The sequence below is a fragment of the Bradyrhizobium sp. genome, assembly GCF_016213215.1.
Taxonomy (GTDB): Bacteria; Pseudomonadota; Alphaproteobacteria; order Rhizobiales; family Xanthobacteraceae; genus Bradyrhizobium.
Genome location: NZ_JACRAW010000008.1, coordinates 162,786 through 187,696, shown reverse-complemented (window position 1 = coordinate 187,696; position 24,911 = coordinate 162,786). Strand labels below are relative to the sequence as shown.

Here is a 24,911-nt window from a genome sequence, read left to right as displayed (position 1 = left end):
GGCCGAACAACCGCCTGGCCTCGACCGCGCCGAAGCCGGCAAGTTCCGTCGCCTCCAGATAGGCCGCCCCGCGATCGGCGGCCTTGACCTGCTCGGTGATCTCGTCCCGCAGCACCGGCGGGAGACCGAAGCGCAGGTGGATCGCCGCCAGCAGCCGCTTCTCGACCGCCTTGTAGTCCCCGCCGAGCACCGCCTTGAACGGCGAGATCATGTCGCCGATGACGTATTCCGGCGCATCATGCAGCAGCGCAGCGAGCCGCACCCGCCGGTCCACGCGCGGCGACTGCTCGCGCATGACGATTTCCACGAGCAGGGTGTGCTGCGCGACCGAGAAGATGTGCGAACCGCTGGTCTGTCCATTCCAGCGCGCCACCCGGGCAAGTCCATGGGCGATGTCGGCGATCTCGATATCGAGGGGAGAAGGATCGAGCAGGTCGAGGCGACGGCCCGACAACATGCGTTGCCAGGCGCGGACGGGAAGCTCGGCGGTCGCTTTTCTCGTGCTCATTTGACTTTCAGGCGCGGGCTGCGGTGCTGGTTGCCGCAGGTCTCGTGGCAGAAGCAGGTGACGAGATGGTCGTTGACCATGCCGGTTGCCTGCATGAAGGCATAGACGATGGTTGGGCCGACGAACTTGAAGCCGCGCTGCGAAAGCTCCTTGGAGATCTTGACCGACAGCGGCGTCGAAGCCGGCACGCTTGCGATGGTCTTGAAGCTGTTCACCTTCGGCTTGCCGTCGACGAAATCCCAGAGAAGCCTAGAAAATCCAGGACCTTGCTCCATGATCTTCAGATAGGCTTTCGCGCTTGCGACCGCGCCCTCGATCTTGGCGCGGTTGCGAACGATGCCGGCATCGTTCATCAGCGCGTGAATCTTCCGGGCGTTGTAGCGCGCGATCTTCTCGGGTTCGAAATCGTCGAAGGCGTTGCGGAAATTGTCGCGCTTGCGAAGGATGGTGATCCACGACAGCCCGGCCTGGAAGCCGTCGAGGATCAGCTTCTCATATAACGCGCGGTCATCAGGTTCGGGCACGCCCCATTCGTTGTCGTGATAGGCGAGGTAAAGCGGATCCTCGCCGGGCCACGGACAGCGCATCAGGCCATCGGCATGCAGGCGCGCGGTGCGGCTCATAAGAAGCTCTGCTTTGCGCTGGCGCGTACCGCCTCGGGATCGGCAAGCCTGAGCGGAAGACCGCCGGCCGTGAGCTGAAGGCCGGCATCGAGCGCATCAGTAACGCGGTCGACGCGCACCAGCGCGATGCCGTTGCCGCCCGAACTCGACCCGACCGTGCCGACGGGCTTGTCGCCCGCAACGATGGCGGCGCCCGGCTCGGGAGAGGGGCCGTCGAGAAGCACCTTGACGGTGCGGGTACGCGCGGTGCCGCGGTGCTGCATCCGCGACACCACTTCCTGTCCGACGTAGCAGCCCTTGTCGAAGTCGACGCCGTTCAGGCGATCCATGTTGGTCTCGTGCGGGAACGCATCGCCGTACATGAAGTCCAGGCCGCCGCGCGGCACGCCGTGAGCGATGCGGTGTGCCTCGTAGGCGCCGCTCTCGACGAGGTCCGCGCCGATGAGGTCGGCAACCTTCTGCTTGAGCTCCTCCGGCACCAGGATCCGCAAGCCCAGCGCCCCGTCGCGCGGGTCGGTAAAGGCCAGATCCGGCTGCGTCACCGGCTCGCCGTCCCACGCCGCGAGCACGCCGAGGCCGTCGGACAGGTTCTCGACTGCGACCTTGGCGCGCAGTTTGTAGAAGCCGAGTTTCGCGGCGAGCGGTTGCGCCAGGGCGCGCGGGCAATCGATCAAAAAGCCGCCGCCATGGCCCGTCGGCGCCTCGGTGATGAGGAAATCCACCACGATCTTGCCCTGCGGGGTCAACAATGCACCGAACCGGCCGAGCCCGGGGCGCAATCTCGTGACGTCGGTGGTGACAAGACCGTTGAGGAAATTGCGCGCATCCTCGCCGCTGACCTTGACCACGCCCCGGTCAGGAAGAAACGCTGCTTTCATGCGAAAATCTCTTGCGACATCGACGGGTGGAACGTAAGCCCGCGGAGCGTAAACGACAAGACCTAGCGGCTTTAGAGAGACAGCACGATGAGCCAGCGCTTTGACGTGATCCTGAAATCCGGAACGGTGGTCAACCAGGACGGCGAGGGAATTCGCGACATCGGGATCGCCAATGGGCGAATCGCCGAGCTCGGTGCGCTGGGGGCGGCTTCCGCCGCCGATGTCATCGACTGCAAGGGGCTGCACATCCTGCCCGGTGTCATGGATACACAGGTGCATTTCCGGGAGCCCGGGCTCACGCACAAGGAAGACCTCGAGACCGGCTCGCGCAGCGCTGTCATGGGCGGCGTGACGGCGGTGTTCGAGATGCCGAACACCGCGCCGCTCACCGTCACGGAAGCGGAGTTCACGAACAAGGTGAAGCTCGGCCATCATCGCATGCACTGCGATTTCGCCTTCTTCATCGGCGGCACGCGCGAGAACGTCAAGGACCTGCCGCAGCTCGAGCGCGCGCCGGGTTGCGCGGGCGTGAAGGTTTTCATCGGCTCCTCCACCGGCTCTCTCCTGGTCGAGGACGACGAGAGCCTGCGGCGGATTTTCGAGGTGATCCGGCGCCGTGCCGCCTTCCATGCCGAGGACGAATACCGGCTCAACGACCGCAAGGGGCTTCGCGTCGAGGGCGATGCGCGCTCGCACCCCGTGTGGCGGGATGAAACCGCCGCGCTGATGGCGACGCAACGCCTGGTCAAGCTCGCACATGAGACGGGCAAGCGCATCCACGTGCTCCATGTCTCGACCAGGGAAGAGATCGAGTTCCTGCGCGACCACAAGGACGTCGCGACCTGCGAGGCGACGCCGCACCACCTGACGCTTGCCGCGCCCGAATGCTACGAGCGGCTCGGCACCCTCGCGCAGATGAATCCGCCGGTGCGCTCGGCCGATCATCGCGAGGGCATCTGGCGCGGCGTCGAACAGGGCATCGTCGACGTGCTCGGCTCCGACCACGCGCCGCATACGCTGGAGGAGAAGGCGAAGACCTATCCGGCGTCGCCCTCGGGCATGACCGGGGTGCAGACGCTGGTGCCCGTCATGCTCGATCACGTCAACGCAGGGCGCCTGTCGCTCGCCCGCTTCGTCGACCTCACAAGTGCGGGTCCCGCGCGCATCTTCAACGTAGGCTGCAAGGGCCGCATCGCGGCGGGCTATGACGCCGATCTGACGATCGTCGATCTCAAGCGCAGCGAGACCATCGCCAACGAATGGATCGCCTCGCGCGCCGGCTGGACCCCTTACCATGGGATGCGTGTCACCGGCTGGCCGGTCGGCACGTTCGTGCGCGGCAAGCGGGTGATGTGGCAGGGCGAACTGCTCACGCCCTCGACCGGCGAGCCGGTGCGGTTCGTGGAGACGCTCAAACCGTAGAGGTCGCGAATACAGCGCAGGTGTGACCGCACTTCCATACATAACGCCGTCAATGGCCGAGCTTGTCCCGGCCATTGCACGTGCTGCCGCGATTGAGGGAGGACGTGATTGCCCGGTCCGTCTGGCGCGAAGATGCGCTTCGCGCTTTTGCCCGGGCATGACGAGTGAAAGTGTGGCGCGCGTGTGCTTCAAGAACGTCATTGCGAGGAGCGTAAGCTCCGAAGCAATGCAGGCTTCACCGGGGATGCAGTCTGGATTGCTTCGCTTCGCTCGCAATGACAAGGCATACAAACAACACCGAATTCCAAACTGCAGACGTGCCTTCGCGTTCTCGCGGCATGGTTTGCCCGAGTCTTGCTTCCGTCTCGCTCCTCTGAATGACAGAGGGCGCAGGGAAGGCCGGGTGCCGGCTGGCACCCGCGGTCCGTGCGCGGAACGCACACGGGGGGACCACAGGGCAGCCGGAAGCAACCCGGCCTTCCCTGCGCGAATGGTTTTAACGGCTTATGTCGTGATCTCCCCGGTGAGACGAGCTCTATTGCCACCGTCGCCGCGCGAATTCTTTTCGCGCCTCGCACCCGGTTGGGGCGAAACGCCTCCGCGCCGCTTGACGCCAGCTTCGGGCGCCAGGACCACACGATTTGGCCGTCCGCGCACATCTTCGCCAGGCTGTCGACGGCTGGCGTGTGCTCACCCTCGAAGCCTTGAGCGAAGATGCTTTCAGCGCCGTTCGTCCACGCGAAAGCCTTGCTCACGGACTTGAGGTCCGCCCTGCAACGCCACTTCGCGCCCGACGCAGTCGCGTCCACCGCATCCCACCGCGCGTTTCGTGACGACGTACGACCGCCCCTCGTGCCGGGTGAGACAGGTCGCATATACGTCAATTCCGAATTCGGGAAAAGAGAAATATTTTCGTCGGCCGGGCTTGACAGGTTTTGCGGCGATTTGCCTGTCGGGCAACGTCACCGCAGCCTTGCCTCCCGGTTTGTGCCCGGCCACGGCAGTTCTTTCCGGCCGGGGCATTGCCGCTTGACGCGCTCGATAAGGGCGGCTCCGTGTTGCTCCTCGAGCAGATCACGGACGCATTCCCGCGCCAGCTCTTCCAGTGCAGTCTTGGTTTCGCACGGGGGAAGTGCCGCCGCCAATTCAACACACCATTCGATTCGACGGTGCAACGTCTCGCGCCGGCTTGTCGGAATATCCGTGCTCGTCATGCATCAGAACTCCCGCCGTTCGATGCGAAGCTGGCGGTCATCGTCCACGCAACAAACGACCGCCACAGCCGCGCGAGACCGCCGTCATGGATTGCTGTCAGCATCGTAGGGCTCTAACTCTCAATGGTTTCGACTAGCCGCAGCCGAAGCTCGCGCCTCAGCCAGTCGGCGCGCTGCTTTCGGTCGCAACTTACGAGTGAAAGATCAGTCAGAGAAGCGATGGAGGACCGCGCCCTGGCGGCCACAGAACAACGTGGGCCATTGCGGCGCGTTCGTCGATGATGGCATGACGCGCCGAAGTGATCGCATCGTGATCGAAGCGATGCGAGACCAGCTCAGGAACAACACCGGCGGAGCTCGCAAATCCGAGGCAAATTGGGCACCTGGGTTGCTGTTTGGCGGGAGCTTGCGTCGATTGTGTGGAGGCTGCGCCGTCCGTGTCCTGGTTTGAAAGGCAGAGGGCGCCGAAAACATCCGCCATGACAAAGCGGTCGTAGTCGGCAGCGGCCATGATCGAATGATGGCGTACAATCAACCCGGCGTGCAGCAGCACGCCGATGGTCGCCAAAAGGCTCGCGAATTTGCGAACGCAGGACACGATCCAGCACCCCCGGCAAAAGCTAACGCACAATAGATGCCGGGAAGCAAGGGTGCTTGGTTGTGGAAGCCTCCGGAGCGTCTTCCGCCGGCTAGTCGCGCCGAACGCTGTTCATGGCGTTGCGATTGTTTTGCTGCTTCCGGTCTTGATTTTGCGAGCTTCCAAACGAACTGCGCGCAGCGCAGATCACGTGTTCAGAGACCGTTCGAATTGACGCTCCGGCGAACTAGTCGACAGAAGTGCTCCAGCAGCAGCTGTGCTTCCTCGGCTGCGGCGAGCAGCCGCTCCGAGCGCAGCCGGTCGAGAGGATCTTGGGCGTCGTCGTGTATGCGTCTGATCCTGTCCAGACTAAAACGCCCCTTCTTGGCGCGGCTTTCGGCGAATTCGAGTTGCTCCAGGTCGTGGCCGAGCTTGTCTTCCTCCGCGATCAGCATCTTGAACACCGTGGCGCGCCCTTCGGCGGGCAAACTGCGTTCGCGCAGCAGATCCAGGTAATGGTCGATATTGGCGTGGGCGATGTAATGCTGCATCTGGGCTTCCCCACCACAGACCGGGTATCATATCACCCCTGTCCACCGTTGACTACTCCGGCGTGGACGCAAGCCGGCCGAGCGACCGCTCCTGTTCCTTACGTACTGATACTGAATTGGCCGAGTTCAGAGCGAACCCATGTGCTGCCCCACGAAGGAGGCGTCGGGATGGAGCAAGGCGCCCGCACCCGACGAAAGCAGCTATGCTTGCCAACATTGTTTTCCGTTGCCCGAACACCGGGATCAACGTGCAGCACCCGGTCGAGCACCAGGAGGACGGAAGCAGCGACAGCTTTGCGCCGGTGCAGTGCCCGGCCTGTGTCCGGCTCCACTTTGTGAATCGAAAGACGATGAAGCCGTCGGGACGCAACGACAGCTGACGCTTTATCGGGTTTCATAAAGCTCCGGGATCGCTTCCCTGGCGCGGCGACGGCAGGAACCCACCTCTCAGGCCATTCCCGGAAGCAATCTCGGGAACCTTTCTGGCTTCCTTGCATCCAATGTTCGGACAAGAATTGGAGAGGGCCAGTGAGCAGCAACAGGCATTACGCCACGCCATCACCGTCTGACACCCTCGCGACGACGGACGCGGAACTGGTCCGGCGCGCCAAGGCCCGCGAGGAAGCGGCCGTGCGCGCCATCATGCAGGGGAACAATCGCAGGCTCTACCGCCTGGCGAGGGGCGTCCTTCGCAACGACAGTGATGCCGAGGACGTCGTCCAGGAAACCTATGTTCGTGCCTTTACGCACCTCGACAGCTTTCGCGGCGATTCAAGCCTGTCCACCTGGCTGTCGCGGATTGCAATCAACGAGGCGCTCGGCCGTTTGCGCCGCCGACGCCTCAGCGTCGAATTGGGCGAGCTGCCGCAGGATGTGCTCGAAGCCCAGATCATCCAGTTTCCTCTCTCTTCCGTCTCAGGCGATCCCGAGAAGTCCATGGCCCAACGTGAGATCCAGCGCGTCGTCGAGCATGCCATCGATGAACTGCCCGAGCCGTTTCGCCTGGTCTTCATCGCGCGGGTCATGGAGGGCATGAACGTCGAGGAGACCGCCGCGCTCCTCGAACTGAAACCGGAAACCGTGAAAACGCGGCTGCACCGCGCGAGGAGCCTGCTGCGCGACCACGTCGAGAGGAAGATCGGCCCGGTGGTGCTGGAAGCCTTTCCATTCGCGGGACACCGTTGCGAGCGCCTGACTGAGGCAGTGCTGAAGCGGCTGGGCATGGGCGCCTGAGAGTTGCCGGGAACCTCCGGCGTCACTCTCCATCTAACTCCTGTGCAACCGAATGCGCGGCGCAATGCCGCGCCGAAGGAGTGTCAAGCCATGATGGTTCGATTGAGCGCGGCGATCGCCGCGATTTTCCTTCTATCCAGCTCGGCGTTGGCGGGAACCGTTCGCATTTCGACGGAGAACCGCAACTTCTTGCCGGCCGAGACGACGGCGAAAGTCGGCGACACTGTCGAATGGGTCAACAAGGACGCGTTCGCCCATACCGCCACCGCGCGAGGCGGCGATTTCGACGTGAACATGCCGCCGAAGAAGACTGGAAGGGTGGTGCTGAAGAAGGCCGGGACCGTCGCCTATTACTGCCGCCACCATCCCAACATGAGAGCGACGATCAAGATCGAGCCGTGAAAGGCCGATGAGTCCAAGGCAGGGGAGGCCAGGGCATGAGTGCGCCGGGCCGAACCTAACCTACGCGGCGATTTTCTTGCACTCGGCCGCGCAGGCTGCGCAAGCCTCGGCGCAGGCCTTGCAGCTGGCGTGCTTGTCCGCGTGCTTCTTGCACTCCTTCTCGCAATCCTGGCAGGCAGCCAGGGCGACCTTGGCCATGGCCGGAAGATAGGGCGAGGAGCTGCTGGCAAGCTTGGCGAGCGTAGCGCAGATGCTGGTCATCTGGTCGCTGGACCGCGCGCAGGCGGCGAGCGAAGTGTCATTGGCGGCAAAGGCCACGAGGCAGTGGTCGAGGCAAACCTGGCCGACTTTCACGCAAGTGGCGGCGGTGTCGAGCAGGGCGGTTGGCGCCGCGCTGCCGTGGCCCGCGTGATCATGGCTATGGTCGGTCGTTTGCGCCAGCGCGGAAGCGGACATGGCCGTCAGCATCGCGCCGGCGGTGATGATCTGCCTGCGATTCATCTCTGTCTCCCTGGAAGCTTGCGGACCACTGTTGCAGCCATCGGCCGCCGGCCCTTACACGATTCGGCGAAAGGATGGGCAGGGCCCAATCCGGATGCGCTCATTTATCGGCGGAGCCGTTCTGCCTGATCATTGATCGAGGTCAATCGTTCAGGAGCGTCGACCGACGCGCTTACTGCCTTGCCAGTCCGAGCGAGAACTCGCCATTGCGGACGCGCGCGGGAAAGCCTTCGATGAACTTTGCGACCGCATCCTCGCCATAGGTGCCGACCAGCTCGGCCAGCGCCGCGAACAGGCTGGCCTGCGCCAGGCAGTCGCCATCGACGCCATCATGGCGCGCCTCGGCCCAGGCTTCGTTGAGATAGCTGAGCGCAGCCTGTTTCTGCTCGTTGTCGGGCAGCGGCGCGCGGGCGGAGGCAAAGGAGAGGGGATGACTCATGAAACTCGACGGGGCTGCGCGCTCCTACGGCGAAGCGCTGGCGGATCACCTGTAGCACGCAGCACAGACGCGCCTAGGCCACTTCTTTAGGAACGGTTAACAGCAGTGGAAAAACGAGCGCCGGTTGCTCTGTCGCGTGCCTAAACGCTTGCTGATGCACAGCAAAGAGGTACGCGAGTGCCAGACTCGATCATGCATCGCCAGCGAACATGCGACTGCAAATCTCATGCTTCGAAATGCACTGGCGCGCTCGTCAGAATGAAGAAGGAAGACCGATCAAGACGCACACAATCAGTTGGCGTAACGGGCGGTGAGGTCGCGCGAGATCTTCGAGCCTTCCTCGATGTAGCGGCGGATCGCGACCGTGGCGGCCGGCGTGCAGGTTCGATAGGTCTGCTGGAATCCGTTATAGCCGCGGTTGAAGCCGGCGACCATGCGCGCGCGCCGCTCGCCGGAAGGCGTTTCGGCGTCGATCAGCGCCTGCATCTCGTTGCGCCACTTGCCGCCCTCATTCGCGCCGCAGATCCCGCGAAGGTAATGGAGACCGCCGAGGATCTCGGCCAGCCGCTGCAGGTCGCCGTCGAACGGCGCAGCCCCTTGCTGGGCCCGGGCGGGCGCGGCGGCACAGGCAAGAACGAGGATGAAAGCGGCCCAAAATCGCGTCGACATCGGCCGTGATATGCCTCCTCGCCGCGGTGGAAGCAAGGCAGGCGGGCGCTCAGGCGCCAGCCCGGACCAGGCTCCTGGCTTTCTCGATGACCTCCTGCAGGCCGCCGGTGAGCTTGAGCTCGCCGATCGCCTCCGGAACGAGCCAGCGGAAATCGTCGAGCTCGTCGTTGAGAACGGGTTCCCGGGCGAGCCAGCGTGCCGCGAACGACATGATCAGATAATGACCGCTGCCACCCGCGGCAGGCAGCACCTCGCGCCAGCCGGCCAGCCCGACGATATCGATCTCGAGCCCGGTCTCTTCGTCGACCTCGCGCATCAGCGCCGTGTGCAGCGATTCCCCGAATTCGACCCGGCCGCCCGGCAGCGAGTAGAAACCCTTGGCCGGTGAGCGCGCGCGCCGCACCAGAAGGACCTTGTCGCCGCGGAAGATCGCGGCGCTGACCGCAAGCTGGGGATGGGTTGGCTGAACCGGCGAGGCCACAGCTCAACTGCTCGCCATGATGGTTTCGACGTCGGCCTCGGTGCCGCCGTTGATGACGCCGCCGGCGGCCGAAATCAGCGGCTTGACCCATTGCGATGCCTGTACGGCGAGCTTGGCGCGGGTCTTGTCCTGCTGGGCGTCGCGCATGGCCGTGCCGACCGCGGTCAGGATCGAGGTCATCGTGTCGGTCAGATGGTCGAACTGCGCGCGGATGTCCGGGTCGGCCGCCTCATAGGCCTCACAGACGAGATCGCGCGCCTTGAAGTTGGTGGCGTGGAAATGCTCTGGGTAGGACAGCGGGTGCCAGACCAGGAAATCCTCGACCACCTCCGGCATATCGGGAACCATTTCCAGAAGCATGATGGCTTCATTGAAGTGGTTGAGGTAATCGGTGGCAAGCCCCGTGCGGGGATTGATGTTGGCCGCACGCAGGCGCGCCGCGCGGGCCTCGGGGGCGAGGCCGGCCAGTTGCGACGGCGGGGGATCGGCTTGCAAAGGAGCGGTTGCTGTCATCAAATTCCAGTGTTCGTCTCGGCGGTTAACAGGCACTGAAAGAACAACTATCCGGGCCCAAAGAATGTGCGGACGGTTCGTAATTACCTCAGCTCCGGCGGCCCTGCGGCAGCTCTTCGGCTATGTCGAACAGCCCAATTTTCCCCCGAGGTACAACGTCGCGCCGACCCAGCCCATTCCCGTCGTCATCATCGAGAACGGCGCGCGCCACTTCCGGCTGATGCGCTGGGGGCTCTTGCCGGCCTGGGTCAAGGATCCGCGTAACTTCACGCTTCTGATCAACGCGCGGTCGGAAACGGTATTGGAGAAGCCGGCCTTCAAGAACGCGATCAGGCGGCGGCGCTGCCTCGTTCCCGCCGACGGCTATTACGAATGGCAGGCCGTGGACGGACGAAAGCAGCCGTATTTCATCCATCGCGCGGACGGGGAGCCGATCGGGCTGGCGGCGGTGGCCGAGACCTGGATCGGGCCGAACGGCGAAGAGCTCGACACGGTCGCGATCGTCACCGCGGCGGCAAGCGCCGATCTCGCCGTGCTGCACGACCGCGTGCCGGTGACGATCGCGCCAGATGATTTCGAGCGCTGGCTGGACTGCCGCAATGACGATGTCGAAGGTGCCATCCCGCTGATGGTGCCGCCGAAGGTCTGCGAGTTCGCCTGGTACGCGGTCTCGACCCGCGTCAATCGCGTGGCGAACGACGATGCGCAGCTTCTGCTGCCGATCTCGGCGGAAGCGGCCGCGGCGGAAGCGCCGAAGAAGGTTGCCCGCAAGGCGGCACCGGCGCCGCGCGACGACGGGCAGGGCTCGTTGTTCTAGTGTCCGTTATTGCCTTACTCCTTGCTGCCCTCCTTCCGCTGTCGTCCCCGCCTGGTGCGCAATTGCGCACGGGGGGCGGGGACCCATAACACAGGGTGTAGTTGTTGCGCGAGATGCGGGTCAGCGAGCGTTCACCAAACCAGGTCCTGGGGTTATGGGTCCCGGATCGCGCTCGCTGAGCTTCGCTTGTCCGGGACGACGATTTGGTTGTTGTTTTGAGTCACACGATCTCGCGCGCGCGCAAGTTCGCAATCGCCTCGGCGTCATAACCGAGCGAATCCAGGATTGCATCGGTGTCGGCGCCGAGTTCGGGGGCCATGCGATCGAGCCGGCCGCCGCCATGTGCCAGCTGAAAACCGCTGGCGGCAAAGCGCAGGCGGCCGTAGGGCGTATCGATCTCCTGAATGGCGCCGCGCGCCACCACCTGGGGATGGTCGATGATCTCCTCGATCTTCCAGATGCTGGCGCAGGGCGCACCCGCCGCTTCGAGGATGTCCTCCCATTCGCGGGCATCCTTCTTCGCAAGCGCTTCCTCGATGATGGCGCGCAGCGCCGGCTCGTTCTCCTGCCGCGCAAACCAGTCGGCAAAGCGAGGGTCCTTGAGCGTGTCCTCGCGGCCGATCGTGCGCATGAGCGCCTCGTACTGCTTGTCGTTGTTCACGGCGAGCAGCAGATAGCCTTCGCCGGCCTTGAACAGGTTGGCGGTCACCCGGCGGCTTACGGCCTGGTTCCCGGACAATTGCTGACGGTGGCCGGCGACGGACCAGTCCGCGATCTGCCCGCTGAGAAAGGCCAGCGTCGCTTCCAGCATGGAGACGTCGACCATCTGGCCCTTGCCGGTGCGGTCGCGCTGGTACAGCGCGCTCGACACGCCGAACGCGGCCGTGGCGCCGGACAGCACGTCGCAGACCGCAAAGCCGGCGCGCGTCGGCCCGGTCTCCTCGTGACCGGTGATCGCCATGATGCCCGACATCGCCTGGATCTTGCCATCATAGCCGGCGCGGAGGCTGTCCGGGCCGGTCTGGCCGAAGCCGGAGATGGCGCAATAGACCAGCCGCGGATTGATGGCCGACAGCGCGGCATATCCGATGCCGAGCTTGTCCATGACGCCGGGACGAAAGTTTTCCATGACCACGTCGGCTTGCGTTGCGAGCTGCTGGATGATGGCTATCGCCTCGGGCCTGGCAAGATCGAGCGTCAGGCTGCGCTTGTTGCCGTTGACGGCCTGCCATCCCGGTGCGAGCCCGCGGTCGGCCCATTCGCGGCTGAGAGGTGTCCGGCGCATGTCCTCGCCTTCGCGCCGTTCGATCTTGATGACATCGGCGCCGAGCAAGGCGAGCTGGTAGCTCGCATACGGCCCGGCCAGTACCTGGGTGAAGTCCAGGATCTTCACGCCTTCGAACGGTCGGCTCACATGCGTTCTCCTGATGACGATTTCCGCTGTCCCTGGCGTCAGGCGGCCCGGTTGGCGCGTGCGATCTCCTTCTGCTTGTCGAACTCGGCGCGCCGGCGCGCCAGCTCCTCCGCGCTCATCTGCGCGACGTTGTTGTAGTCCAGCTTCCAGGAAGCATCATCGCTCCAGCGCAACGGCGACTGCATGGTGGTGCGGGCGCCGACGGCGCTTTCGAGCAGCTGTAGCGCCAGTTCGAGCGTCAGCGCCTGCGCCTCCTCGTCATGCGGCTTTCCGGCCGAGTTGCCGAGGGGAAAATCGCTGAACAGAAACCGCGGCACCGCCGCGTGCTCGACGATATCCTTCGCGCAGCCCATTACCACGGTGGGAATGCCGTTGGCCTCGAGGTGGCGGGCGACCATGGCGGTGGTCTGGTGGCACACCGGACAGTTCGGCACCAGCACGGCGACGTCAACCTTATCAGCGAAGCAGCGGGCGAGGATTTCGGGAGCGTCCACGTCAAGGGTGACGCGGTGGCTGCGATTGGTGGGCGCGCCGAAGAAGCGCGGTGCGACCTCGCCGATGCGGCCCTTGGTCGCCGCTTTCAACAGCTGGGGCAGGGGAAACCAGGTGCCGCTGTCGGTCGCAGTGGTGTGCTTGCGGTCGTAGCCGATGTGGGAGATGCGCAAATCGTGCGGCTTTGCCGTGTCGCCGTCATAGACCGTGTAGAACTTGGCGCTGCCATTGTAGGCCGCACCGGGGCCCTGATCGCCCTTGGCCGCATCGTAAGGGGCGGCCGTGGTGACAATGGTCACGCGCGACTGCGCCAGGGGCTTTTTCAAGGGCTGGAACGGCGCATCGACATAGTGCGCCCAGCGGTACGGCGTGGTGTAGCCGATCGCCGCGTAGTAGTCCCGCGTCCGCTGCATGTAGGGGACCGGGGCGTCATAGTCCGGTGCAAAGCCGAATTCGTCGTCGCGCGGGCCGGGCATGATGGGGCTCTCCTTACGTTTCCAGCTTCAGCTTATTCGTTGGGCATGCAGAGTAGAGGCAGTCGGCCTCCCGCTCAACGGCGGAGCTGACCCGCGGTTTGCGAATGGTTGTCGCGGCCGGGGCCGCCGGTCGGGACCGACGCAGCTGCGAAAGGACCGGCCTATCCGAAAATGTTCAGCGCCGCGTATTGCAGCAGCATGATGGTCTTGGCGTCGACGATGCGGCCGTCGCTGATCATGGCGAGCGCCTCGTCGATCGGAAGCTCGAGAACATCGATCTCCTCGCCTTCGGACGCAACGCCACCGCCGGCACCGATGCGCATCTCCGGCTCGTATTCGGCGACGAAGAAATGCAGCTTCTCGGTCACCGCCCCGGGGCTCATGAAGGCCTCGAACACCTTGCGCACCTCGCGCAGGCGATAGCCGGTCTCCTCCTCGACCTCGGCCCGGATGCGCGCTTCGGGCGAGGCGTCGTCGAGCATGCCGGCGGCGGCCTCGATCATCAGCTCGTCATGGCCGTTCGCGTAGGCCGGATAGCGGAATTGGCGGACAAGAACGACGGTGCGGTTCTTGATGTTGTAGGGCAACAGCGCCGCGCCATTGCCGCGGTCATAGGTCTCCCGGCGCTGCGTCTGCCATTGCCCGTCATTGCGACGCCAGTCGAACGTCGTGACCTTCAGGATGTAGTAGTTGTCGGACAGCAGGCGGACGTCTTTGATGCGGACGCGATCGGAAACGGACATCCCGGCCTCTTGGTCGTCGTTTGGTGCTTCTCTTCACCTCTCCCCATCGGGGAGAGGTCGCGCCGAAGGCGCGGGTGAGGGGCTCAGGTCCCTCGATCGAGTGTAACCCTCACCCGCATCGCATCTTTCGATGCGAAAGGGAGAGGTGACAGGTCCAGTGTCGCAGCACTTCGATTGTCATGCGCTACGGTGTCAATTCGCGGCCATCGAGCCAGCGGGCGAAGATCAGCCGCGGCTGCTGGCCGTAGCCGATGGATTCGTAGAAGGCCTTGACCGCTTCGTTCTCCGCGCGAACCATCAGCATCAGCTTTTCGATCCCGGCCTTGCGCAGCCAGTCCTCGGCCGCGGTCATCATGGTGCGGCCATGGCCCTGCTTGCGGCAGTCGGGATCGACGGCGAGGTAATAGACCCAGCCGCGATGGCCCTCATGGCCGACCAGCACGGTGGCGACGATCACTCCATTGTCGCGGCCGACCAGGATCGTCGAATTTTCGCCGCGCCGAGCCAGCGCGATATCGGATGCCGGATCGTTCCACGGCCGCGTCAGGCCGCAACGCTCCCACAACGTGATGACGCTGCCGATGTCGGTGTCCTCGATCGGCGCGATCACGAGCGCCGGGGAGGGAGGTGTCACAGCTTCGTTCACAGCACCTTGCCCGGATTCATGATGCCGAGCGGATCGAGCATCGCCTTGATGGAGCGCATCAGCTCGATCGCGACCTTGTCCTTTACCTCCGGCAGTTCGTCGCGCTTGAGCACGCCGATGCCGTGCTCGGCGGAGATCGAGCCGCCCAGGCGCAGCACGATCTCGAACACGACGTCGTTGACATCGTGCCAGCGGGCCAGGAAATCGGCCGCGTCGGCGCCGATCGGCTGGCTGAGATTGTAGTGGATATTACCGTCGCCGAGATGGCCGAACGGAACGGGGCGCGCGCCCGGGATCAGCTTCACCACGGCGGCATCGGCCTGTTCGATGAACTCCGGCACCGCGGCGACCGGCACCGAAATGTCGTGCTTGATCGAGCCGCCTTCCGGCTTCTGCGCCGCCGACATCTCGTCGCGCAGTTTCCAGAACGCCGAGCGCTGGGTCAGATTGGCCGCGATCACCGCGTCGTCGACGATGTCCTGCTCCATGGCGCTGGCGAGGATCGCTTCCAGCGTGTCGCGGGCATCGTTGCGCGGCGAGGACAGCTCCATCAGGACGTACCAGGGATGCTTGTTCGGCAGCGGATCGCGCACGCCGATGCCGTGGCGGATCGAGAAATCGACGGCGATGTGCGCCAGCAGCTCGAAACTGGTCAGGGTGCCCGCGGCTTCGTTCTGCGAGATGGTCAGCAGCTTCAATGCCTGTGCCGGCGACTTCAGGCCGACGAAAGCGGTCTCCACCGCGTGCGGCTTGGGAAACAGTTTCACCGTCGCGGCGGTAATGATGCCGAGCGTGCCTTCGGCGCCGATGAAGAGATTGCGCAGATCGTAGCCGGTATTGTCCTTCTTCAGCTTCGACAGCGCGTTGAGGACGCGCCCGTCCGCCAGCACCACCTCTAAGCCCAGCGCCATGTCGCGCGCAATGCCGTAGGCCAGCGCGGCGGTGCCGCCGGCGTTGGTCGAGAGATTGCCGCCGATGGTGCAGCTGCCTTCCGCACCTAACGAGAGCGGAAACAGGCGGTCGACCTCGGCGGCGCGCTGCTGGGCGACCTGGAGCACCACGCCGGCCTCGCAGGTCATGGTGTTGGAGGCGGTGTCGATCTCGCGGGTCCTGTCCATCCGCCGCATCGAGACCACGACCTCGCCGTTGTGCGGCGTCTGGCCGCCGACAAGGCCGGTGTTGCCGCCCTGGGGCACCAGTGCGATCTTGTGCTCGCTGGCGAGCTTGCAGATGGCGGCGACTTCTGCGGTCGAAGCGGGGCGCAGCACCAGGGGCGAGCGGCCGTGAAACAGGTTGCGCTCCTCGGTGACGTAAGGCTCGATGTCGGCAGCGTCAGTCATGGCGTACTTGTCGCCGACGATCTGGCGGAATTTCGCCACCAGCTCGGGCGGGAGCGGCGGAATGGTGGACTGGGCGACGTTCATTTCCTTTTTCACTGATTCATTCCCGCGCAACGGCCGCCCGGCGCAGCCGATCGTTGATCGCTTCACCCAACCCCTGGTCGGGAATGGGCATGACGGCGATGGCGCGCGGTGCCTTCGCATCGAGGGCGCGAAGATAACCGAACAGATTGGCCGCGGCTTCATCGAGATCGCCGCTTTCGGACAAATTCAGCGTAGCGACGGCGCGCTCCGCGCCGGGCAGGGGCGCAGGACCGAACGCCAGCAGCGCTTCCCCCGGCTCGAGGTTGGCTGCACGGAGCCTCACCACGGCGCGCGGGGCGTAATGGGAGGCGAGCATGCCCGGGGCCAGCGGCTGGGCGCTGTCGGCATCAAGCTCGGCCGCCGGGCGGGCAAGCGCGGCACCGAGCACGGCTTCGATGCTCTCGCGCGGCAGGCCGCCGGGCCGCAGCAGAAGCGGCGTGTCGAAGCAGCCGACGATGGTGGATTCGACGCCCACGGCGACCGGCCCGCCGTCGACGATCAGGTCGATCTTGCCGGCAAGGTCGCTTTGCACATGGGCGGCCCGGGTCGGCGAGACATGGCCGGAAATGTTGGCCGAAGGCGCCACCACCGGGCGGCCGAAGGCGCGCAGGATGGCCTGCGCCACCGGATGAGCGGGTATGCGGATCGCGATCGTATCGAGGCCGGCGGTGGCGAGTTCGGCGACCGGGCAATCCTTTCCTTTCGGCACCACCAGGGTGAGGGGCCCGGGCCAGAAGGCTTCCGCCAGCGCGCTGGCGCGGGCGTTGAGGCGGCCGATCTGCCGGGCGCCGGCAAGGTCGGCGACATGGGCGATCAGCGGGTTGAAGGCGGGGCGGCCCTTGGCCCGGTAGAGGCGGGCAATCGCCGTCGGATTAGTGGCGTCGGCGCCGAGGCCATAGACGGTCTCCGTCGGGAAGGCGACGAGGCCGCCGGCCGCAAGGCATCTTGCGGCGGCGGCGGTTGCCGCCTCGCCGGCTGGCAGCATCTCGGTTGTCAGGCCGGTATCCACTGGGACTAAATTCCTCAATTCGGCTGCTTGCGGTGCGCCGCCGCGACCGCTATAAGCCGGCCTTCTTCGGAGTGTGGCTCAGCCCGGTAGAGCACTGCGTTCGGGACGCAGGGGTCGCAGGTTCGAATCCTGCCACTCCGACCATATTTTCAAGCACTTATACTTTCGATGTTTTTCGCGCGCAACGTAATGCGCAACGAAATGGGGGCAAGGCCGGATGGCCTTGAACATCGAAGCGCATCCCTACAGCCGAACGCGGCGAGACGGTTTTGGTGTGTCCGCGTTGTGGCGGCGAATCTCTTCATCATCAAGGCGGCAACCTTCTATCACCGTAGCGAGGATGCCGAGTTTGTCATTCGCTCGGTGGTAGAGGGCAATTCGGCAAAAATCGAAGCGGTTCCCTCGTGTGGGAGCGGCAATCCGAGCAGCAGGCGGGATGGCCTATCCATTAAGTTTTGGTGCGAGGGGTGCAAAGGCGTTGACGGTGGAGTTCGAAAGCGAGCAAGGATCAGAATGCGTGCGCCCTAGCCCTCGTTCATCCCGCTCACGCCGCCGGCTCCTTCGTCTCAACCGCACCACCGGCGTGCTCGAGCAACTTTTCTGCTGCGCACGCGAAACGCCAAGTGAGACCGCCGCGCGCATAGTCGAGCGTGACCGTGGCGGCAAGTTGCATCCGCGGTATATCCCGGATCACCGCGATGCCGAAGCCGCTCCGGGTGGGCGGACACACCTCGGGGCCGCCGCGCTCGGTCCAGCTCAGGCGGAAGCTGTCTTTGCCGGTGCCATCCCGGTCGATCGCCCAGGCGATCCTCACCTCGCCGTCGCTGTTGGACAGGGCGCCGTATTTCCCGGCGTTCGTCGCCAATTCGTGCAGCGCCATCCCAAGGGGTTGCGTCGCCCGCGCGGTGATGCGCAGTGCCGGCCCCTCCAAGGTGATGCGGCCGCCGATCAGGTCGCCCAAGTGGGCTAGCTGCGAGCGCACGAGATCGGCCAGCTCGACGCCGAGCCACTGGCTCTCGACGAGCAGGTCCTGGTTGGCAGCGAGCGCCTGGATGCGCTCGGAGAAGCGCTTGACAAACTGATCGCGGTCGGCGCCCTTCGTCAGCCGAGCAATCGCCTGCACCACGGCCAACATGTTCTTGGCACGGTGGTTGACTTCTTTCAGCAGCAGATTCACCTGCTCCTCGCGGCGCCTGCGCTCGCTGATGTCGCGCATGATGCCGGTGAAGTGGCGCTTGCCGTCGAGACGCCACTCGACCACCGCGAGGTCGGCCGGGAAGCTGGTGCCGTCCTTGCGCCGCCCATTGACCTCGCGGCCGATGCCGATGATCCGGGCCTCACCGGTCTTGAGGAAACTGCGAATGTAGCCGTTGTGCTCCGACCGGTACGGCTCGTCCATCAGCATCGAGACGTTATTCCCCACGATCTCGGCCGGCGTGTAGCCGAAGATGCGCGCGGTGGCGGGATTGACCGACTCGATGCATCCCGCGTCGTTGATGATGATGATGGGATCGACAGCGGTGTCGACGATGGTGCGCAGGCGCTCCTCACTGTCGCGCAGCGCCTGCTCGGCCGCCTTCTTGTCGGTGATATCCTGGCAAGTGCCGATTGCACCGAGCAGCTTGCCGGACGCATCGAACTCCAGGGTGGCTCGTTCGCGCACCCATTTAACCTCGCCGCCCACCACGATCCGGTGCTCGATATCGTAGGGCACACCATTAATCGCTGCTTGCCAATTGCGGTCGACAAGGGCGCGGTCATCCGGATGCACGGTGCCAAGGAACGTTTCGTAGGTCATGAGCGTGCCCTCGGGCAGCCCGAAGATGCGATGGCTTTCGGCAGACCAAGAGAGCTCGTTGCGGTTGACGTCGAGCCGCCAGCTCCCTGTGTGAGCGACGGCCTGGGCGCGGTCGAGGTCTTCGAGGCTGCGGATCTCGCCTCTGCGCGCCGCAGCCTCGGCTCGCTTGCGCTCGGCGATGAGCGCGGCAATGGCGAGGGCGACGAAGGTGGTGACGAGGATGCCGAATTGCGTGGCGAGCACGCGCTCAGCCAGCGTGAAGTCGGGGTCGGCAAAGCGGCCGCGCCCCAGGGCGAACGAGCCGAGGATGGCGAGGCCCAGCACCGTCGATCCGATGGCCGCGAACAGCGGCCCGCTGCGCACGGCGAGCCACAGCAGCAGCGGCAGCTCGTTCGACAGCGGTGCGACCATGATCCAGCGCCCGAGGTCGACGCCAAGGAGGCCGAACGCGTGCACCGATACGAGCGCGTGCAGGCTGAGAACCAGCGTGCCCTCGATCAGCTCCTGCCGCGGCGGCGGCGAACGCAGGGCCGCAGCGAGCGTGACCAGCACCGGTGCCAGCATCAGGATCCCGACTACATTCGACCATACCAGCCGGTGCCAGAGCATGAGGAACGGAAACGCCATATCGCCGGAGGCCTGTAGCGCCCATGCGATCAAGGGTTGCCAGAGGCATGTGGCGACCGCGACGGCGCCGAACAGACCGAGCACGCTCCTCAAATCCGTGAGGGTGAGCGGCCGTGGCAGCCAGCGATCGATCAGCGCCACGACCAGCAGCGCCTCTCCGGCGTTGGCGATTGCGTAGATCAGGCCGACGCCGATCTCGAGCCCGGCGAGCAGGGCGGCTGGCACGGTCGCGGCAATGACAGCCACCGCGATCAGCGGACGGACCGCCGGTCTGAGGATAAGCATGGCGCCGACGGCGACACCCGCGGCCGGCCACACCTGCGCCACGCCCTCCGGCGCTTTGATGACAAGACCCAAGCGCGCGGCGAGGAGGTAAGCGATGGCGACCACGAGCGCGGTGCCGAAATCGACAGCACGCAGATCCCGCAGCTTGCGCCACGTATCCATCCGATCACCGATCATGCCGGGTAGCTTCAGTATCGGGCACCCCATTTCCGGCAGATTAGGGAGTGCTCGCGGAAGCCACAATGGCAGAGTAAAAAAATTGCCACCAAACGCGCTGCCACAAGCCGCGAGGCTAAAGGGGGCGGATGCCCATCGTATGACGGCGGAGGCTGCTGGTTCCAGTGGCCGGAGCTCAGCATCAAGCCGCCACTCGGTCGTTGCCCGGAACCAGCTACGCGTCCGATTTGTGCGCTACGGCCGCGCCAGGTACGCCTCAAGATAAGTCTCCTTGATTTCCCGCTGAGGCATGAGCTGCTCAGGCACCATGTCTTCTACGAAGGTCCTTTGGGGTCAGATTACTATCGTGTTCGCGATTGTGCTCATCACGATGTGGGCTGCGACGCAATGAGTTGCCTGGAAGCTCGGATTCCAGGCGCAGCTCGGAAAGCCTTGGTTTGAGTTGAGCCAGGGATGCCCGGTGTACCTGCCACCCGGTCGGCAAGACGGAGGGATCGACCCCGTTCCGGTTTTCGCTCCACGTCGGCGATGTCGGACATACGTTGGTCGTCGGACCGACCGGCGCCGGCAAGTGTGATCCCAATAACTACGCACAGAATGTGCTGAGAATTACTGTGACATTGCATCAATTCGCCAGCCTTGCGCTCCGGCTCTGAGGGCTTCGGTCCACGCTTGCCTGGTTTGAGGGGCGCCCGGTCAGTCGCTCGAGCCGGGCGATGAAGCGATCTCCGAGCGGCCGGCCGATGCTCGCCGCGGCGCGCATCCGATCGAACAGGTCGGCGTCCGGAGTGTCGTCGAGTAGATCGGCGAAGCGCCTGAAGCGATCCCTGATCGGTGCCAGCAGTCACACCGTCATCCTTGCCGCGCAGATGCGCGGGCGTGCTCGACCATCGCCAGTCCTGCGCCCGCTGCACCAGCCGTGCGCGCACCGGGTTGAGCGATACATAGCGCAGTGCCGCCGCGAGATATTCCTCATCCATGGCAACCGCGCCGAACCGGTCTTGCCAGAAAGGACCCGTGCGTTTGCGAGCGGCTATTCGCGCAACATCGGTCGTCTTCTGCCGCATGTCACCAAAGGTGCCGTTCGATAAGAGCAGTCGGAGTCAGCTAGAATATGATAAGCATCATGCCTCGCCCTTGACGGGCGGCAACAATGCCGAACGTCGGCGGGATACGTCCTTCTTCAGCTCCGTTCGGAGGATGCGAAGCGACCCTGATCGCAGGCGCAGTTCCCGCGAGTTCTTCCAGGCTCCGTTATCCTTCGGGTCGCCTTCGCCCACACTGGTATGCCTTAGACTTGATTTGTATCAACCTGGTTCGGTGAAGTATCCCTACGGTGAAAATGGTCAATCACACCTAGTTGCCGCGCCGTGCCTTCTTACGAGATCAGGAGAGTTCAATGCATCTGTCTCGATCGTTGACATTCGCCGGGTTGGCAGTAAGCGCATCGCTGGCAATCGCCGGCATCGCAGTGTCCAGCGGACCAGCGGAAGCCGTGGTCTACTGTCAATACGTAGACTATCCACCAAGCTGCGTCGCAAGGGCGGGCGTTGTGCTCAGGCCGCGTCCAATCGCGCGTGAGGCCGTGCGACCAGGAACGCCAATGAATCGTGGCGGTCCGGTTGACCGAGCTGGCCGTCGGTAGATTGCGGATCGAAATGCTCGGCTATCAGACCAATGGCCCGGCTGTGCAGCCGGGCTACTGGCCGTAGGTCGAGATGGCAGCCTGCTATCGAAACCCGCCGAGATGCCGAAGCAGCGTCCGTTTGCAGCCATATTGGGCTGCTCCGAAGCCCGCGTGCCCGTCGAGCCGGTTTTTAACGAAGGGCCGATGACCTTTTCGTGGTCTGCATTGCAAACGCACTCATCGGCCTTCTTCAAACGATCGTCCAGTCGCGCATCAAATCCTACATCTACGGAGAAGGGTGACCCTCGGGGCGCTGCTCACGGCACCGACGTCCGATCGGTCATTTCCCGCCGCGTCAGCCCGTCGCTGTCTGATTGACAGAGATCAAGAGGGCCGCTCGCCGTTCGTGGCGAAGTGACCGGCAGCTCCCAGGAGATCAGGCAACCATGCTTCGGCAATTGGTGTTTGGAGGTGCTGTCAGTCTCGCGAACATCGCCGCTCATGCAGCGGCGATGGCGTTGGTCATTGGCACGGCGCGGACTGTCGCCGCCAAATGGACGTCGGCAACGACGGTGCACCTGGCTGCCGTGATGATGGCAACCGCCGCAGTCTTGATGATGGCTCATACCTGCGAGATAGCAATCTGGTCATTGGGATACGCACTCGTCGACGCGACGCCCGAGACGTCGGATCGACTGTACTTTGCATTCGTGAACTTTACGACGTTGGGATACGGAGACATCGTTCCTGTACCGCGGTGGCGGCTGCTTGGACCAATGACGGCGATGAACGGTGTACTCTTGTTCGGATGGTCGACGGCTGTGATTTTCGAGGTGTTGAGATCGACGCTTCAGAACGCGAAAGCGCCGCCGCCATAAGCAAAGGGAGCTACTTCTCGCCGGGAGCACATGTTGCCAGGACGTCTTCCAGCGTCAGCGTGCGGCGTAAGCCGCCAACTTTCTCTTCCAACCCTTCGGCTCTCAACAGATCGCGCACCGAACCGTGGGCGCCAACGATCCGAAGGACGATACCGTGGGCCGAAAGCTCGTCATGCAACTCGTGCAGCATCTTCGCGCCTGCGAGGTCGAGATAGGGCGAAGCCGAGAGATCGCACACGACCAGGCGAACCGGCGCGGGGGATTTTCGGATACGTTCGAGCACGGATTGGCAAACGCCCTCAGCGTTCACGTAGATAACGGAGGATTCAGGGCGGAAGGCAACAGCCGAATCGAGCGGCTCATTCTCCGGATGCCGCGTCACATCCGAATAGCTGTTCGTGCCGGGAATGCGACCCAGGAAGGCGATATGCGGTTGGGACACGCGCATGAGCAGAAGCAGTACGGATCCCAAGGCAGCGAGCAGGATGCCGTTCAGGATGCCGAGCGCCAACACGCCCACCAAAGCGATAGCTGCCGCATAGAAATCAAGCCGGCTGACTCGCCACATGCGCATTAGTGCCGGGAAGTCGAGCAGCCCGTAGATGGCGGTGAGGACGACGGCGGCGAGCACGGCTTTCGGGAGAGTGTCCAGGAAGCCGGTCAGAAACAGCAGGCACAATGCAAGTGTAGCCGAAGCGAAGACAAGTGCGAGCGGCGTCCGCGCGCCAGCCTTGTCGTTGACAGCCGATTGCGACAGACCGCCGGCCACCGGATAGCCCTGACCTAGGGCCGCCATCAAGTTGGCGCCTCCGATGCCCAGAAGCTCCTGGCGGGGGTCAAGGGTATATTTGTGCGTGGCAGCGAAGGTGCGCGCGGCTGAGACCCCCTCGATATAGGCAAGCAAGAGGCAGCCGGCTGCCAGCGGGATAATGCCTTCGACATCGACTATCCTGAGTCCGGGCAAGTTCATGCTGGGCAGACCCGGTGGAATTTGTCCGGTCGTCGGCACGCCGAGGGAAGCGAGCCCGAGCCGGTCCGCAAGCAGGATCGAGAGGGCGACCACCCCGAGGGCGATGGGACGTCCCGGCGCGAACCGTTCTCCGACCACGATCAGAATGATGGCCAGCACGCCTATTGTGAGTACAAGCAGATGCGATTGGTCGAGTTGTCCCGCGAACAGCCAGGCACGATCAAAGAAGTTGTGTCCTCCGCCCGGCACGCCGAACAGGCCAGGCAGCTGTGTCATGGCGATCGTCAGGCCGGCTCCGGCCTTGAAGCCAACCAGAATACTGTCGCTGATCAGCTTGACGAGCGCGCTGAGCCGCAGCAGCCAGGCAAGGAAGCACAATACAGCGACGGTCAAAGCAGCAAGGCTCGCGATCTGGGCATAGCGTGCCGCATCTCCCGCCGCCATCGCGCCCACAGTTCCGGCGATCATCAATGAAATGGCTGACGTCGGCCCCACAGCAAGCTGCCGGGATGAGCCGAGCAGGGCGTATCCGAGGCCTCCGAGCAGATAGCCGTAGATTCCGACCTGGGGCGGTAGCCCGGCCAGACCGGCATAGGCGAGTGAGACGGGGATGGCATAGGCCGCCAGCGTTATCCCTGCAACAACGTCACCAGACAACCACTCAAGGCGATAGTCCCGCAGCCATGCGGCCGGCGGAAACCAGCGGAGCAAGCGCTTCTCTGCCTGCGGATGGATCGGGTCAATCATGGCTAAGCATCCCAGCAAGTGAGGGATTTGGCTGGTGATCCAATCGAGGACGCGTCGATGCCATCTTGATCCACATCAACATCATTACTCTCTGCTGAGACTTACATCGAACTCATTGCTCTCTGCCGGAAGTGTGTGTTCCAACCGCGCTGAAACATCTCGGCTGGCGATGAAACATCGAAATCAGGCGTCCAAACGTGCAGATGAAAGAGACTTTGTTCATATTGTGTCTCCGGATGATCGCGCCGAGGAATCGCGTGGGCTGGGTGCTTGCGCGCGGGCACGCGAAGGTCTGCGAGAGTTCTGCGACGACCAGCGGTTATCCGGGGACTTCGAGTGAGGAGTTTGACGAAGCGAGTTCGCTTCGGCCTAATGCCGACCAGACCGAGCATGACTATGCGGCCTTGAAAGCCGCCGTGCGAAAGGGCGAGATCACTGCCTGCAACGAGGCATGAGAGCGATGCGGAACCACGGCACTCGAGAACTCAGTCTGGTGCCTCGCAACGGTACCTTGCGTGGGCTGGTTATCCTTGGCCTGCTGACCATGGCATCCGCGGCCGAAGCTTTACCGCTGACTCCGTTTCGTAACGAATATCAAGCCCGCCGCTATTGCCCCGATGACGTTGTTGTTTGGCTCGATTTTCGCAAAGAGATCTACTACTTCAAGCGGCAGAAACGTTACTCGCAGGGGAGCGCAGGCAGTTTTGTGTGCGAGAGGGAGGCGCGCGCCAGCGGGTTCCGGCGTTCGCTGCTCGGAATTCGATAGCCTG

The 24,911-nt window shown here is 64.1% G+C and carries 26 protein-coding genes and 1 tRNA gene; 9 read left to right on the top strand and 18 right to left on the bottom strand.

The features are described from left to right. The 3 genes from HY852_RS02755 to HY852_RS02745 all read right to left on the bottom strand — a co-directional run. Positions 1–508, bottom strand: a 508-nt coding sequence (locus HY852_RS02755; RefSeq protein WP_291602400.1) for an HD family hydrolase, incomplete at its 3' end; no start/stop codon positions are given. Continuing rightward, complete coding sequence (locus tag HY852_RS02750; protein WP_291602399.1) at positions 505–1,131, bottom strand: DNA-3-methyladenine glycosylase I; 627 nt, start codon at positions 1,129–1,131, stop codon at positions 505–507. The genes HY852_RS02750 and HY852_RS02755, both read right to left, overlap by 4 nt. Continuing rightward, a complete protein-coding gene (locus HY852_RS02745; RefSeq protein ID WP_291602398.1) occupies positions 1,128–2,009 on the bottom strand; it encodes a folate-binding protein in 882 nt (293 codons plus the stop codon). The genes HY852_RS02750 and HY852_RS02745 overlap by 4 nt, the downstream gene beginning before the upstream one ends. A gap of 87 nt (positions 2,010–2,096) precedes the next feature. On the opposite strand from HY852_RS02745, the gene HY852_RS02740 reads away from it, so the two are divergent. Then, on the top strand, positions 2,097–3,431 hold the full coding sequence (locus HY852_RS02740) for a dihydroorotase (RefSeq protein WP_291602397.1): 1,335 nt from the start codon (positions 2,097–2,099) through the stop codon (positions 3,429–3,431). 1,422 nt (positions 3,432–4,853) lie between these two features. Here the strand turns inward: HY852_RS02740 and HY852_RS02735 are convergent. Together HY852_RS02735 and HY852_RS02730 are read right to left on the bottom strand one after the other, a co-directional pair. Beyond that, a complete protein-coding gene (locus HY852_RS02735) occupies positions 4,854–5,213 on the bottom strand; it encodes a hypothetical protein (protein ID WP_291602396.1) in 360 nt (119 codons plus the stop codon). Between the two features lie 224 nt (positions 5,214–5,437). Continuing rightward, positions 5,438–5,773 carry a hypothetical protein gene (locus tag HY852_RS02730; protein WP_291602395.1) on the bottom strand — a complete coding sequence of 112 codons (336 nt, stop codon included), beginning with the start codon at positions 5,771–5,773 and terminating at the stop codon, positions 5,438–5,440. Between the two features lie 203 nt (positions 5,774–5,976). Between HY852_RS02730 and HY852_RS02725 the strand changes: the two genes are divergently transcribed. The 3 genes from HY852_RS02725 to HY852_RS02715 all read left to right on the top strand — a co-directional run bounded on the left by HY852_RS02725 (position 5,977) and on the right by HY852_RS02715 (position 7,408). Further along, positions 5,977–6,153 carry a hypothetical protein gene (locus HY852_RS02725; protein ID WP_291602394.1) on the top strand — a complete coding sequence of 59 codons (177 nt, stop codon included), beginning with the start codon at positions 5,977–5,979 and terminating at the stop codon, positions 6,151–6,153. 148 nt (positions 6,154–6,301) lie between these two features. After that, positions 6,302–7,006: an RNA polymerase sigma factor gene (locus tag HY852_RS02720; RefSeq protein ID WP_291602393.1), complete on the top strand. Its 705-nt coding sequence runs from the start codon at positions 6,302–6,304 to the stop codon at positions 7,004–7,006. A 90-nt stretch (positions 7,007–7,096) separates the two neighbouring features. After that, positions 7,097–7,408 (top strand): cupredoxin domain-containing protein, encoded by a 312-nt coding sequence (locus HY852_RS02715; RefSeq protein WP_291602391.1) that lies wholly within the window; start codon positions 7,097–7,099, stop codon positions 7,406–7,408. Positions 7,409–7,468: 60 nt separating this feature from the next. Here HY852_RS02715 and HY852_RS02710 read toward each other — a convergent pair whose 3' ends face one another. The 5 genes from HY852_RS02710 to HY852_RS02690 form a co-directional block, all read right to left on the bottom strand. Then, positions 7,469–7,909 carry a Csp1 family four helix bundle copper storage protein gene (locus tag HY852_RS02710; protein ID WP_291602390.1) on the bottom strand — a complete coding sequence of 147 codons (441 nt, stop codon included), beginning with the start codon at positions 7,907–7,909 and terminating at the stop codon, positions 7,469–7,471. A gap of 172 nt (positions 7,910–8,081) precedes the next feature. Continuing rightward, a complete protein-coding gene (locus HY852_RS02705; RefSeq protein ID WP_291602389.1) occupies positions 8,082–8,348 on the bottom strand; it encodes a hypothetical protein in 267 nt (88 codons plus the stop codon). A 291-nt stretch (positions 8,349–8,639) separates the two neighbouring features. Beyond that, a complete protein-coding gene (locus HY852_RS02700; RefSeq protein WP_291602388.1) occupies positions 8,640–9,017 on the bottom strand; it encodes a TIGR02301 family protein in 378 nt (125 codons plus the stop codon). Positions 9,018–9,066: 49 nt separating this feature from the next. Further along, on the bottom strand, positions 9,067–9,498 hold the full coding sequence (locus tag HY852_RS02695) for an NUDIX hydrolase (RefSeq protein ID WP_291602387.1): 432 nt from the start codon (positions 9,496–9,498) through the stop codon (positions 9,067–9,069). Between the two features lie 3 nt (positions 9,499–9,501). Continuing rightward, positions 9,502–10,011 carry a hypothetical protein gene (locus tag HY852_RS02690; protein WP_291602386.1) on the bottom strand — a complete coding sequence of 170 codons (510 nt, stop codon included), beginning with the start codon at positions 10,009–10,011 and terminating at the stop codon, positions 9,502–9,504. 64 nt (positions 10,012–10,075) lie between these two features. Here HY852_RS02690 and HY852_RS02685 point away from each other — a divergent pair, with 64 nt between their 5' ends. Next, the gene (locus tag HY852_RS02685; RefSeq protein WP_291602385.1) at positions 10,076–10,828 is read left to right on the top strand and encodes an SOS response-associated peptidase; all 753 of its coding nucleotides are present in this window, start codon (positions 10,076–10,078) and stop codon (positions 10,826–10,828) included. Positions 10,829–11,048: 220 nt separating this feature from the next. Here the strand turns inward: HY852_RS02685 and HY852_RS02680 are convergent, their stop codons facing one another. The 6 genes from HY852_RS02680 to HY852_RS02655 all read right to left on the bottom strand — a co-directional run bounded on the left by HY852_RS02680 (position 11,049) and on the right by HY852_RS02655 (position 17,032). Further along, positions 11,049–12,242 (bottom strand): CoA transferase, encoded by a 1,194-nt coding sequence (locus tag HY852_RS02680; protein ID WP_291602384.1) that lies wholly within the window; start codon positions 12,240–12,242, stop codon positions 11,049–11,051. Between the two features lie 38 nt (positions 12,243–12,280). Beyond that, positions 12,281–13,210 carry a glycine reductase gene (locus HY852_RS02675; protein WP_291602383.1) on the bottom strand — a complete coding sequence of 310 codons (930 nt, stop codon included), beginning with the start codon at positions 13,208–13,210 and terminating at the stop codon, positions 12,281–12,283. Between the two features lie 161 nt (positions 13,211–13,371). Next, a complete protein-coding gene (locus HY852_RS02670; RefSeq protein WP_291602382.1) occupies positions 13,372–13,953 on the bottom strand; it encodes an NUDIX domain-containing protein in 582 nt (193 codons plus the stop codon). 184 nt (positions 13,954–14,137) lie between these two features. Beyond that, positions 14,138–14,587 carry a GNAT family acetyltransferase gene (locus HY852_RS02665; protein WP_291602381.1) on the bottom strand — a complete coding sequence of 150 codons (450 nt, stop codon included), beginning with the start codon at positions 14,585–14,587 and terminating at the stop codon, positions 14,138–14,140. 8 nt (positions 14,588–14,595) lie between these two features. Further along, positions 14,596–16,023 carry an FAD-binding oxidoreductase gene (locus HY852_RS02660; protein WP_291602410.1) on the bottom strand — a complete coding sequence of 476 codons (1,428 nt, stop codon included), beginning with the start codon at positions 16,021–16,023 and terminating at the stop codon, positions 14,596–14,598. 16 nt (positions 16,024–16,039) lie between these two features. Further along, positions 16,040–17,032 carry an L-threonylcarbamoyladenylate synthase gene (locus tag HY852_RS02655; RefSeq protein ID WP_291602380.1) on the bottom strand — a complete coding sequence of 331 codons (993 nt, stop codon included), beginning with the start codon at positions 17,030–17,032 and terminating at the stop codon, positions 16,040–16,042. A gap of 67 nt (positions 17,033–17,099) precedes the next feature. On the opposite strand from HY852_RS02655, the gene HY852_RS02650 reads away from it, so the two are divergent. Beyond that, positions 17,100–17,176, top strand: a tRNA-Pro gene (locus HY852_RS02650). Positions 17,177–17,576: 400 nt separating this feature from the next. On the opposite strand, the gene HY852_RS02645 is transcribed toward HY852_RS02650, so the two are convergent. Beyond that, positions 17,577–19,919, bottom strand: coding sequence for a PAS domain S-box protein (locus HY852_RS02645; RefSeq protein ID WP_291602379.1), 2,343 nt, complete (start codon positions 19,917–19,919; stop codon positions 17,577–17,579). A 1,399-nt stretch (positions 19,920–21,318) separates the two neighbouring features. On the opposite strand from HY852_RS02645, the gene HY852_RS02640 reads away from it, so the two are divergent. Both HY852_RS02640 and HY852_RS02635 read left to right on the top strand, forming a co-directional pair. Then, positions 21,319–21,564: a hypothetical protein gene (locus HY852_RS02640; protein ID WP_291602378.1), complete on the top strand. Its 246-nt coding sequence runs from the start codon at positions 21,319–21,321 to the stop codon at positions 21,562–21,564. 428 nt (positions 21,565–21,992) lie between these two features. Beyond that, the gene (locus HY852_RS02635) at positions 21,993–22,424 is read left to right on the top strand and encodes a potassium channel family protein (RefSeq protein ID WP_291602377.1); all 432 of its coding nucleotides are present in this window, start codon (positions 21,993–21,995) and stop codon (positions 22,422–22,424) included. Between the two features lie 10 nt (positions 22,425–22,434). Here the strand turns inward: HY852_RS02635 and HY852_RS02630 are convergent, their stop codons facing one another. Then, positions 22,435–24,141 (bottom strand): SulP family inorganic anion transporter, encoded by a 1,707-nt coding sequence (locus HY852_RS02630; protein WP_291602376.1) that lies wholly within the window; start codon positions 24,139–24,141, stop codon positions 22,435–22,437. A 544-nt stretch (positions 24,142–24,685) separates the two neighbouring features. Between HY852_RS02630 and HY852_RS02625 the strand changes: the two genes are divergently transcribed. Beyond that, complete coding sequence (locus HY852_RS02625; RefSeq protein ID WP_291602409.1) at positions 24,686–24,907, top strand: hypothetical protein; 222 nt, start codon at positions 24,686–24,688, stop codon at positions 24,905–24,907. Positions 24,908–24,911: the final 4 nt, after the last annotated feature.